The following is an 11432-nucleotide window of genomic DNA, read 5'->3' on the forward strand; positions in this document are numbered from 1 at the left end:
AAAAGAAATTTGTCTCGATAAGAGGCAGCCTGGTGAGAAAGTGTCTATGAAAGCAGGTCTGTACCAACCAGATGAGTTTAAGGATAACTGTGGTTTCGGCCTGATAGCCCATATGCAGGGCGAACCCAGTCATACCCTGTTGAAAACGGCCATTGAGGCCCTGACCTGCATGACCCACCGCGGTGGGATCAACGCGGACGGCAAGACCGGCGACGGTTGCGGTCTGCTGATGCAAAAGCCCGACCTGTTCCTGCGCGCCGTCGCCACGGAGCATTTCGGCGTCGAACTGCCCAAGCAATATGCAGTGGGCATGGTGTTCTTCAACCAGGACCCGGTGAAAGCCGAAGCCGCTCGCGAAAACATGAACCGCGAGATCCTGGCCGCCGGCCTGCAGTTGGTGGGCTGGCGCAAAGTACCGATCGATACCAGTGTGCTCGGGCGTCTGGCCCTGGAGCGCCTGCCACAGATCGAACAAGTGTTCATCGGCGGCCAGGGTCTGAGCGACCAGGACTTCGCCATCAAGCTGTTCAGTTCCCGTCGTCGCTCCTCGGTGGCCAACGCCGCCGACACCGACCACTACATCTGCAGCTTTTCCCACAAGACCATCATCTATAAAGGCCTGATGATGCCGGCGGACCTCGCCGCCTTCTATCCGGACCTGGGCGATCCGCGCCTGCAAACCGCGATCTGCGTGTTCCACCAGCGTTTCTCCACCAACACCCTGCCGAAATGGCCGCTGGCCCAGCCATTCCGCTTCCTCGCCCACAACGGCGAGATCAACACCATCACCGGCAACCGCAACTGGGCCGTGGCCCGGCGCACCAAGTTCGCCAACGACCTGATCCCTGACCTGGAAGAGCTCGGCCCGCTGGTCAACCGCGTGGGTTCCGACTCCTCGAGCATGGACAACATGCTGGAGCTGATGGTCACCGGTGGCATCGACCTGTTCCGCGGCGTGCGCATGATCATTCCGCCAGCGTGGCAGAACGTCGAGACCATGGACGCCGACCTGCGCGCGTTCTACGAATACAACTCCATGCACATGGAGCCGTGGGACGGCCCGGCCGGCGTGGTCATGACCGACGGTCGCTACGCCGTCTGCCTGCTGGACCGCAATGGCCTGCGCCCGGCGCGTTGGGTCACCACCAAGAACGGCTTCATCACCCTGGCTTCGGAAATCGGCGTGTGGAACTACCAGCCCGAGGACGTGATCGCCAAGGGCCGTGTGGGGCCAGGGCAGATCTTTGCCGTGGACACCGAAACCGGGCAGATCCTCGACACTGACGCCATCGACAACCGTTTGAAGTCCCGTCATCCGTACAAGCAATGGCTGCGCAAGAACGCTCTGCGCATCCAGGCCACCATGGAAGACAACGACCACGGTTCGGCCTTCTACGATGTCGACCAGCTCAAGCAGTACATGAAGATGTACCAGGTCACCTTCGAAGAGCGTGACCAGGTGCTGCGTCCGCTGGGCGAACAGGGCTACGAGGCGGTGGGCTCCATGGGCGATGACACGCCGATGGCGGTGCTGTCCCAGCGCGTGCGTACCCCTTACGACTACTTCCGCCAGCAGTTCGCCCAGGTCACCAACCCGCCGATCGACCCGCTGCGCGAAGCCATCGTCATGTCCCTGGAGATCTGCCTCGGCGCCGAGCGCAACATCTTCCAGGAGTCGCCTGAGCATGCTTCGCGGGTGATCCTCAGCTCGCCAGTGATCTCCCCGGCCAAGTGGCGTTCGCTGATGAACCTCGATCGCCCGGGCTTCGAGCGCCAGGTCATCGACCTCAACTACGACGAGAGCGTCGGTCTGGAAGCGGCGATCCGCAATGTCGCCGACCAGGCGGAAGAAGCCGCGCGCGCCGGCCGCACCCAGATTGTCCTCAGCGACCGTCATATCGCGCCGGGCAAGTTGCCGATCCACGCCTCCCTGGCCACGGGCGCGGTGCACCACCGTCTGACCGAAAAAGGCCTGCGCTGCGACTCCAACATCCTGGTGGAAACCGCCACTGCCCGCGATCCGCATCACTTTGCGGTGCTGATCGGTTTTGGTGCTTCGGCGGTCTATCCGTTCCTGGCCTATGAAGTGCTGGGTGACCTGATCCGTACCGGTGAAGTGCTGGGCGACCTCTACGAGGTGTTCAAGAACTACCGCAAGGGCATCACCAAGGGCCTGTTGAAGATCCTGTCGAAGATGGGCATCTCCACCATCGCCTCTTACCGTGGCGCGCAGCTGTTCGAAGCCATCGGCCTGTCCGAGGAAGTTTGCAACCTGAGCTTCCGTGGCGTGCCGAGCCGGATCAAGGGCGCACGTTTCGTCGACATCGAAGCCGAGCAGAAAGCCCTGGCGACCGAAGCCTGGAGCCCGCGCAAGCCGATCCAGCAAGGCGGCCTGCTGAAGTTCGTCCACGGTGGCGAATACCACGCCTACAACCCGGACGTGGTCAACACCCTGCAAGCCGCCGTGCAGCAGGGCGACTACGCCAAGTTCAAGGAATACACCGCGCTGGTGGATAACCGTCCGGTGTCGATGATCCGCGACCTGTTCCAGGTGAAGACCCTGGACACGCCGATGGACATCAGCGAAGTCGAGCCCCTGGAATCGATCCTCAAGCGCTTCGACTCCGCCGGCATCTCCCTGGGCGCCCTGTCGCCCGAGGCCCACGAAGCCCTGGCCGAAGCCATGAACCGCCTCGGTGCGCGTTCCAACTCCGGTGAAGGCGGCGAAGACCCGGCGCGCTACGGCACCATCAAGAGCTCCAAGATCAAGCAAGTGGCCACTGGCCGTTTCGGTGTGACCCCGGAATACCTGGTCAACGCCGAAGTGCTGCAGATCAAGGTGGCTCAAGGCGCCAAGCCCGGCGAAGGTGGTCAACTGCCTGGCGGCAAGGTCAACGGCCTGATCGCCAAGCTGCGTTACGCGGTGCCTGGCGTGACCCTGATCTCGCCACCGCCGCACCACGACATCTACTCCATCGAAGACTTGTCGCAGCTGATCTTCGACCTCAAGCAGGTCAACCCTCAGGCCCTGGTTTCGGTGAAGCTGGTGGCTGAAGCCGGCGTTGGCACCATCGCTGCCGGTGTGGCCAAGGCCTATGCCGACCTGATCACCATCTCCGGCTACGACGGCGGCACTGGCGCTTCGCCGCTGACCTCGATCAAGTACGCCGGTGCGCCGTGGGAACTGGGCCTGGCGGAAACCCACCAGACCCTGCGCGGCAACGACCTGCGCGGTAAGGTCCGGGTGCAGACCGACGGCGGCCTGAAAACCGGCCTCGACGTGATCAAGGCGGCCATCCTCGGCGCCGAGAGCTTCGGCTTCGGCACCGCGCCGATGATCGCCCTGGGCTGCAAATACCTGCGCATCTGCCACCTGAACAACTGCGCCACTGGCGTGGCGACGCAGAACGAGAAGCTGCGCAAGGATCACTACATCGGCACCGTCGACATGGTGGTGAACTTCTTCACCTACGTCGCCGAGGAAACCCGCGAGTGGCTGGCCAAGCTTGGCGTGCGCTCCCTGGAAGAACTGATCGGTCGTACCGATCTGTTGGAAATCCTCGAAGGCCAGACCGCCAAGCAGCACCACCTGGACCTGACCCCGTTGCTGGGCAGCGACCATATCCCGGCGGACAAACCGCAGTTCTGCCAGGTGGACCGCAACCCACCGTTCGACAAGGGCCTGCTGGCCGAGAAAATGGTCGAGATGGCGCGTTCGGCGATCAACGACAAGAGCGGTGCCGACTTCGCCCTGGATATCTGCAACTGCGACCGTTCCATCGGTGCGCGGATCTCCGGTGAAATCGCCAAGCTGCACGGCAACCAGGGCATGGCCCAGGCACCGATCACGTTCCGCTTCAAGGGCACTGCGGGGCAGAGCTTCGGCGTGTGGAACGCCGGTGGCCTGAACCTCTACCTGGAAGGCGATGCCAACGACTACGTGGGCAAGGGCATGACCGGCGGCAAGCTGGTCATCGTTCCGCCCAAGGGCAGCGTCTACAAGACTCAGGACAGCGCGATTATCGGCAACACCTGCCTGTACGGCGCCACCGGCGGCAAGCTGTTCGCCGCCGGCACCGCGGGCGAGCGTTTCGCCGTGCGTAACTCCGGTGCCCACACGGTGGTGGAAGGCACTGGCGATCACTGCTGCGAGTACATGACCGGTGGTTTTGTCTGCGTCCTGGGCAAGACCGGTTACAACTTCGGCTCAGGCATGACCGGCGGATTCGCCTACGTGCTCGACCAGGACAACACTTTCGTTGACCGGGTCAACCACGAACTGGTGGAAATCCAGCGGATCAGCGGCGAAGCGATGGAAGCCTATCGCAGCCACCTGCAGCGTGTGCTGAACGAGTATGTCGAGGAAACCGACAGCGAATGGGGTCGTAACCTCGCTGAGAACCTCGACGACTACTTGCGTCGCTTCTGGCTGGTCAAGCCCAAGGCGGCGAGCTTGAAGTCCCTGCTCTCCAGTACTCGTGCGAATCCGCAGTAACGCAGCTGCAGACTACGAGCCTCAAGCGGCAAGCTTGAAGCTCGTGCGCGGTGTGCCGACTTAATGTGATTGTCTTGCAGCTTGAAGCTCGTCGCTTGAGGCTGTCGTAAAGAGGTTCCTGAACATGGCCGAACGTCTCAATAACGACTTCCAGTTCATCGAGGTCGGGCGTAAAGACCCGAAGAAGAAACTGTTGCGTCAACGCAAGAAAGAGTTCGTGGAGATCTACGAACCCTTCAAACCCCAGCAGTCGGCCGACCAGGCCCACCGCTGCCTGGGTTGCGGCAACCCGTACTGCGAATGGAAGTGCCCGGTGCACAACTTCATTCCCAACTGGCTCAAGCTGGTGGCCGAGGGCAACATCCTCGCTGCCGCCGAGCTGTCGCACCAGACCAACACCCTGCCGGAAGTCTGCGGCCGGGTCTGCCCCCAGGACCGGCTGTGCGAGGGTGCCTGCACCCTCAACGACGGCTTTGGCGCGGTGACCATCGGCTCGGTGGAGAAGTACATCACCGACACCGCCTTCGCCATGGGCTGGCGCCCGGACATGTCCAAGGTCAAGCCCACTGGCAAGCGCGTGGCGATCATCGGTGCGGGCCCGGCGGGCCTGGGCTGTGCCGACGTGCTGGTGCGTGGCGGCGTGACCCCGGTGGTGTTCGACAAGAACCCGGAAATCGGCGGTCTGCTGACCTTCGGTATCCCCGAGTTCAAGCTGGAAAAGACCGTGCTGAGCAATCGTCGCGAAGTCTTCAGCGGCATGGGCATCGAGTTCCGCCTCAACACCGAGGTGGGTAAGGACGTGACCATGGAGCAACTGCTCGCCGAATACGATGCCGTGTTCATGGGCATGGGCACCTACACCTACATGAAGGGCGGCTTTGCCGGCGAGGACCTGCCGGGCGTGTACGACGCGCTGGACTTCCTGATCGCCAACGTCAACCGCAACCTGGGCTTTGAAAAGTCGCCGGAAGACTTCGTCGACATGAAGGGCAAGAAGGTCGTGGTACTGGGCGGTGGCGACACCGCGATGGACTGCAACCGCACCTCGATCCGCCAGGGCGCCAAGTCGGTGACCTGCGCCTATCGTCGTGACGAAGCCAACATGCCCGGCTCGCGCAAAGAGGTGAAGAACGCCAAGGAAGAAGGCGTGAAGTTCCTCTACAACCGCCAGCCGATCGCCATCGTCGGTGAAGACAAGGTCGAAGGCGTGAAGGTGGTCGAGACCCGTCTCGGTGCGCCGGACGCCCGTGGCCGCCGCAGCCCCGAGCCGATCCCCGGTTCCGAAGAGATCATCCCGGCCGACGCCGTGGTCATCGCCTTCGGCTTCCGCCCGAGCCCGGCGCCTTGGTTCGAGCAGTTCAGCATCCAGACCGACAGCCAGGGCCGCGTCGTGGCGCCGGAGCAGGGCGCGTTCAAGCACCAGACCAGCAACCCGAAGATCTTTGCCGGTGGCGACATGGTGCGCGGTTCTGATCTCGTGGTGACGGCGATCTTCGAAGGGCGTAACGCCGCCGAAGGCATCCTCGACTACCTGGGCGTCTGATCGCTCCTGTAGGAGCCGGCTTGCCGGCGAACAACGATAACGCGGTGCTGTTGATGCACCGCGTCGATCGTTTCGCCAGCAAGCGGGCTCCTACGGGATCTGTGCCCGTCCCCGTGACAAATTGACCCCATAGACATAAAGAAACGGCTCTTGCCGTGCCTTTTGTGTCGCGCTCTGAGAAAATGCCCCCACTTTTTTTCCGGATGCCGACATGACTGCCCTGAAGAACGACCGTTTCCTTCGTGCCCTGCTCAAGCAACCCGTAGACGTCACCCCGGTGTGGATGATGCGGCAAGCCGGGCGCTACCTGCCTGAATACCGCGCCAGCCGTGCCAATGCCGGTGACTTCATGAGCCTGTGCATGAACCCGGCGTTCGCCTGCGAAGTCACTCTGCAGCCTCTGGACCGCTATCCACAGCTGGATGCGGCGATCCTCTTCTCCGACATCCTCACCATCCCCGACGCCATGGGCCAAGGCCTGTACTTCGAGACCGGTGAAGGCCCGCGCTTCAAGAAAGTGGTCAGCACCCTGGCCGACATCGAAGCGCTGCCGATCCCCGATCCGCAAAAGGACCTGGGCTACGTGATGGACGCGGTCAGCACCATTCGTCGCGAACTCAATGGCCGCGTGCCGCTGATCGGTTTTGCCGGCAGCCCCTGGACCCTGGCCACTTACATGGTCGAAGGCGGTTCGTCGAAAGATTTCCGCAAGTCCAAGGCCATGCTCTACGACAACCCACAAGCCATGCACCTGCTGCTGGACAAGCTGGCGCAGTCGGTCACTTCCTACCTCAACGGGCAGATCCTGGCCGGTGCCCAGGCGGTGCAGATTTTCGATAGCTGGGGCGGCAGCCTTTCGTCGGCGGCCTATCAGGAATTCTCCCTGGCCTACATGCGCAAGATCGTCAGCGGCCTGATCCGCGAGCACGAGGGGCGCAAGGTGCCGGTGATCCTGTTCACCAAGGGCGGCGGCCTGTGGCTGGAGAGCATTGCCGATGCTGGCGCCGATGCCCTGGGCCTGGACTGGACCTGCGACATTGGCGAAGCCCGTCGGCGTGTCGGCAGCAAGGTTTCCCTGCAAGGCAACATGGACCCTACCGTGCTCTACGCCAATCCGCAGGCGATCCGCAGCGAAGTCGCGCGCATCCTCGCCAGCTACGGCACCGGCAGCGGCCACGTGTTCAACCTGGGCCACGGCATCACCCCGGAAGTGAAGCCGGAGCATGCCGGTGCTTTCCTGGAAGCGGTGCACGAGTTGTCGGCGCAATACCACGCGTAAGCGCCACCCCATAAAAAACGCCCGGCACCTGCCGGGCGTTTTCATTGGCGGACACTTTCTGTAGGAGCCAGCTTGCTGGCGAATGGGCCCTCGAGACTTGCACCTGCCTGGCAGACGCCTTCGCTGGCAAGCCAGCTCCTACAAGGGCCCGCCGGCACAGACCCGATTCGTGTAGGAGCTGGCCAGGCGTTACAAAGGCGGTAGTTTGGCCAGTTTCAAGGCAATCAGCAGTGCTCCCACCAGCAAGGCGCCGATAAACAGGCCGATGCCGTTCCACCCCGCCAGGTGCCAGAACACCCCGCCAGCGGTGCCGGCAATGCTCGAACCGGCGTAGTAGCTGAACAGGTACAGCGAGGAGGCCTGGCCCTTGGCCTTGGTGGCCCGGCGGCCGATCCAGCTGCTGGCCACCGAGTGGGCACCGAAGAAGCCGAAGGTGAACAGCAGCATGCCGATCAGCACCAGGGACAGCGGCGTCAGCAGGGTCAGGGCGATCCCCGCCAGCATCAGCACGATGGTGGCCCAGAGCACTCGGCGTCGGCCCAGTTGGTCCGCCAGGGCGCCGATCTTCGCCGAGCTGTAGATCCCCGAGAGGTAGACCACCGACAGCATCCCGACCCAGGCCTGGCTCAGGTGATAGGGATCGGCCAGCAGGCGGTAGCCGATGTAGTTGAACAAGGTGACGAAGGCCCCCATCAGCAGGAAACCTTCAAGAAACAGCCAGGGCAGGCCGGCGTCGCGAAAGTGCATGGTAAAGCCGTCCAGCAGGCTGCGTGGGTGCAGCGAGCGGGGGCGGAAGTTGCGCGACTCGGGAAGGATGCGCCAGAACACCGCGGCGGCGATCAATGCCAGGCCGCCGATCACCAGCATCGCTGTGTGCCAGCTGACGAAGTCGATCAGCACCCCGGTGATCAGTCGCCCGCTCATGCCACCAATGGCATTGCCGCCGATGTACAGGCCCATGGCCAGGCCGATGTGCTGGGGGTGAATCTCTTCGCTGAGGTAGGTCATGGCCACCGCCGCCAGCCCGCTCAGGGACAGCCCCACCAGCGCCCGCATCACCAGCACTCCGTGCCAGCTGGGCATCAGTGCGCTGGCGATGGTGCACAGGGCGGCGGCGAGCAAGGCCGCCACCATCACCGGCTTGCGGCCGATGCGGTCGGAAATGGGCCCGGTGATCAGCAGGCCGATGGCAAGCATGCCCGTCGACACCGAGAGAATCAGGCTGCTCTGGGCCGCATTGATGGAAAACTCCCGGGACAGCAGCGGCATCATCGGTTGCACGCAGTACAGCAGGGCGAAGGTGGCAAAGCCCCCGGAGAACAGCGCCAGCACCGTGCGCATGAACAGCGGTGTGCCTTTCTCGATGTAGACCTCGTTGAGTTGGGCGACCACTTCGTCCAGGGGCGTAGCGGCGAGGGTGTGGGCAAGGGGGGCAACAGCGGTTTTCACAGGAACCTCGGGGAGACGCAGCCGGTCAGGCAATGGAAAAAAGCATATAGCTGGCTAATGATCATTTCCAATATATTGTTCGACCTGTTTGATAGTTTTAACGACTCAATGGAGTTGCCCATGGAATTGCGTCATTTGCGCTACTTCATTGCCGTCGCCGAAGAGCTGCACTTCGGCCGCGCGGCCCAGGTGCTGGGCATTTCCCAGCCACCGCTGAGCCAACAGATCCAGGCCCTGGAGCAGGAGGTGGGCGCCCGGCTGTTCGAGCGTACCAATCGTCGGGTCGAGCTTAGCGAGGCCGGGCGCCTGTTCCTCGAAGAGGCGCGCCTGGTGCTGGCTCAGGTGGACAAGGCGGCAGACGTGGCCCGGCGCGCGCAGTTGGGCGAACTGGGCGAGCTGAAGATCGGCTTCACCTCGTCAGCCCCCTTCAACTCGACCATTCCCCAGGCCATCTTTGCCTTTCGCCAGCGCTTTCCCGCGGTGCACCTCAAGCTCAAGGAAATGAGCAGCACCCAGGTGGCCGAAGCCTTGGTGGACCAGACGATCCAGGTGGGCATCATGCGGCCCTTGCCCTTGCCGGACTCCTTGTCGGTGGTGGAGCTGCTGCGCGAGCCGCTGGTGGCGGTGCTCAGCGCCAAGCATCCGCTGGCCAGCGGCAGTGAAGAAGGCTTGCACCTGGCGGCACTGGCCCAGGAGCCTTTTGTGTTCTTTCCCCGCAGCTATGGCAGCGGCCTGTATGCCCAGTTGCTGAGCCTGTCCCGGGAGGCCGGGTTTACCCCGCATTTCGCCCAGGAGGCGGGTGAAGCCATGACCATCATCGGCCTGGTCGCAGCGGGGCTGGGCGTCTCGGTACTGCCGGCGTCCTACCAGCGCATGCGCATCGACGGCGTGGTCTATCGGCGGCTGCTGGACCCGGAGGCCATGTCGGCGGTGTGGCTGGTACAGCGCAAGGACCAGGCCTCGCCCATGGCCAAGGCCTTTGTCGAGCTACTGACGCGCAAGACCGGGGCCGCGTCCTGAGGGGCTGTTGGGGCGCACCGGGGGCTGCAGGATGACCAGGTCGCCGCGCAGGGCGACGCCCGCCATCAGCACCCCGGCGCGGCATTCGTAGGTGTTGAGGTCCTTGCGTACGCGGCGCTTGTAGTAGCTGACGATGTTGGTCACCGCGTTGGCGCCGACCCGCTTGGCTGCGGCTTGCAGGGTGATCAGCGCCGACTGCAACGCCCACTCGCAGGCAGCGATATCGCTCTTGTTGGAGGCATTGGTCTTCTTGTGGGTGGTCACTTCAGTGAGCCGCACCTGGAGCACCGGTGGCAGCGGGTTGCCGGCCAGGTGGAAGCTCACGCTGCCATCCAGGCGCCCGGCGCGCTCGGCGTCGGCCACGACTTTTTCGAAGGGCATGTACATCAGGTTGGTGGCCTGGCTGGTGGGGCTCAGGACGGCTAGCAGGGCCAGGGCAATCAGCGCTTTCACTTGCATGGTCGGCTCCTTGACGGACGTGAAAGAAGAGCCAGCGTCGCGCCGGCCCAGGTCCAGTCGTAGCGCTTGGCTCCCGCAGGCGACGGTGGCCCGGCCTGCTGTTGCGAGTGTAGACGGCGCTGGCCGGGCTCCCGAAAAAATCCCGGAAACAAAAAGGGCGCCCCACCAGGCTATGTGGGGCGCCCTTTTCATTGTCAGCCGCAGCTCACTGGACCTTGGACAGATCCCCGCGCAGCGCGACACCAGCCATGATGGCGCCAGCATGGCACTCATAGGTGGTGGCGTCCTTGCGCTCACGGCTCTTGTAGAAGCTGGCGATGTCGGTCACGGCGTTGGCGCCGACTTTCTTCGCCGCTTCATGCAGGGTGATCAGCGCCGACTGCAAGGCCCACTCGCAGGCCACCTGGTCGGCCTTGCCGAAGGCGTTGGTCTTCTTGTTGGTCACGGCGCCCGGGCTCAGCACACTGACCTTGCCGGCCGGCTTGTTGCCCGCCAGGTAGAACTTCACGCTGCCATCGATCTTGCCGGTGCTGATGGCCTCGGCCACCACCTTGTCGAAGGGCAGGAATAGGGTGGTATCGCGGGCCTGGCTGATGCCGGGCAGGGTGCACAGCAGCAGGGTGGCGGTGGCCGCCAGTGTCTTCAAACGCATCGCATTCTCCATGACATTAAAGGGGGTGAAGCAGCCCTGTGACCGGGGTCACAGGGAAGGGCTCATTGCGCGGCCGGGAAGCTCTTGGCCGCGGCGTCGGACAGCTGTTGCGCGGTCCGCTCGTTCTGGTTGTCCCGCAGCTCGCGCAGGATGCCCTTGTCCAGCAGGCGTACCCAGCGGATGTAGTTCTTGTGGATCTTGCCGTCCTTGTAATCCAGGTCGCGGCTGTCGCGGTAGATGATCTTGTAGTAGCTGGCGGAGTACTGGATATCGATCTCGGCGTGGAACTGCTCACGCACGGTGATCTCGGCCTGGATCAGCTCCGGGCTGATGCGCTGCACGGTCCACTTGCGGGCCACCAGGTTCTTCAGGATCGCCTGTTTGACCTGCTCCTGGTCGGCCTGGATGGTGGCCGGGATCACTCGGTTGGGGGTGTACATGCGCTTGCTGGTACAGGCGGTGACGCTCAGCAGGGCGAGGACGATGAGGGTGGCGCGAAACAGGGAAGACATTCCATTTCTCCAGTGAGGTGAGG

At 63.4% G+C, this 11432-nt stretch carries 8 protein-coding genes; 4 read left to right on the forward strand and 4 right to left on the reverse strand.

Features of this window, described 5'->3' with window-relative positions; genetic code table 11:
• The first annotated feature begins 46 nt into the window (after positions 1–46).
• From gltB to hemE, 3 genes are all read left to right on the forward strand, one after another.
• The gene (gltB, locus tag WIN67_RS02260; protein ID WP_102882080.1) at positions 47–4495 is read left to right on the forward strand and encodes a glutamate synthase large subunit; all 4449 of its coding nucleotides are present in this window, start codon (positions 47–49) and stop codon (positions 4493–4495) included.
• Between the two features lie 124 nt (positions 4496–4619).
• Positions 4620–6038 carry an FAD-dependent oxidoreductase gene (locus tag WIN67_RS02265; protein WP_272754234.1) on the forward strand — a complete coding sequence of 473 codons (1419 nt, stop codon included), beginning with the start codon at positions 4620–4622 and terminating at the stop codon, positions 6036–6038.
• Positions 6039–6249: 211 nt separating this feature from the next.
• On the forward strand, positions 6250–7317 hold the full coding sequence (hemE, locus tag WIN67_RS02270) for a uroporphyrinogen decarboxylase (RefSeq protein WP_110651016.1): 1068 nt from the start codon (positions 6250–6252) through the stop codon (positions 7315–7317).
• A gap of 189 nt (positions 7318–7506) precedes the next feature.
• Here the strand turns inward: hemE and WIN67_RS02275 are convergent, their stop codons facing one another.
• Positions 7507–8718, reverse strand: coding sequence for an MFS transporter (locus tag WIN67_RS02275; RefSeq protein WP_339071675.1), 1212 nt, complete (start codon positions 8716–8718; stop codon positions 7507–7509).
• A gap of 168 nt (positions 8719–8886) precedes the next feature.
• Here WIN67_RS02275 and WIN67_RS02280 point away from each other — a divergent pair, with 168 nt between their 5' ends.
• Positions 8887–9786, forward strand: coding sequence for a LysR family transcriptional regulator (locus WIN67_RS02280; RefSeq protein ID WP_102882202.1), 900 nt, complete (start codon positions 8887–8889; stop codon positions 9784–9786).
• Here the strand turns inward: WIN67_RS02280 and WIN67_RS02285 are convergent.
• The 3 genes from WIN67_RS02285 to WIN67_RS02295 all read right to left on the reverse strand — a co-directional run bounded on the left by WIN67_RS02285 (position 9754) and on the right by WIN67_RS02295 (position 11409).
• Entirely contained in the window at positions 9754–10245 is a 492-nt protein-coding gene (locus WIN67_RS02285; RefSeq protein ID WP_102882077.1) for an excinuclease, read from the reverse strand. The genes WIN67_RS02280 and WIN67_RS02285 overlap by 33 nt on opposite strands.
• Positions 10246–10450: 205 nt before the next feature.
• Entirely contained in the window at positions 10451–10897 is a 447-nt protein-coding gene (locus WIN67_RS02290; RefSeq protein ID WP_102862811.1) for an excinuclease, read from the reverse strand.
• A 62-nt stretch (positions 10898–10959) separates the two neighbouring features.
• Complete coding sequence (locus tag WIN67_RS02295) at positions 10960–11409, reverse strand: hypothetical protein (protein WP_339070582.1); 450 nt, start codon at positions 11407–11409, stop codon at positions 10960–10962.
• Positions 11410–11432: the final 23 nt, after the last annotated feature.

The sequence above is a fragment of the Pseudomonas idahonensis genome, assembly GCF_037903935.1.
GTDB classification, from domain to species: domain Bacteria; phylum Pseudomonadota; class Gammaproteobacteria; order Pseudomonadales; family Pseudomonadaceae; genus Aquipseudomonas; species Aquipseudomonas danubii.

What these genes read in the sequence shown, in the direction of transcription:
- hemE (WP_110651016.1), top strand. Translation starts at nt 6,250, where the DNA reads ATGACTGCCCTGAAGAACGACCGTTTCCTTCGTGCCCTGCTCAAGCAA.
- WIN67_RS02285 (WP_102882077.1), bottom strand. Translation starts at nt 10,245, where the DNA reads ATGCAAGTGAAAGCGCTGATTGCCCTGGCCCTGCTAGCCGTCCTGAGC.
- WIN67_RS02295 (WP_339070582.1), bottom strand. Translation starts at nt 11,409, where the DNA reads ATGTCTTCCCTGTTTCGCGCCACCCTCATCGTCCTCGCCCTGCTGAGC.
- WIN67_RS02280 (WP_102882202.1), top strand. Translation starts at nt 8,887, where the DNA reads ATGGAATTGCGTCATTTGCGCTACTTCATTGCCGTCGCCGAAGAGCTG.
- WIN67_RS02290 (WP_102862811.1), bottom strand. Translation starts at nt 10,897, where the DNA reads ATGCGTTTGAAGACACTGGCGGCCACCGCCACCCTGCTGCTGTGCACC.
- gltB (WP_102882080.1), top strand. Translation starts at nt 47, where the DNA reads ATGAAAGCAGGTCTGTACCAACCAGATGAGTTTAAGGATAACTGTGGT.
- WIN67_RS02265 (WP_272754234.1), top strand. Translation starts at nt 4,620, where the DNA reads ATGGCCGAACGTCTCAATAACGACTTCCAGTTCATCGAGGTCGGGCGT.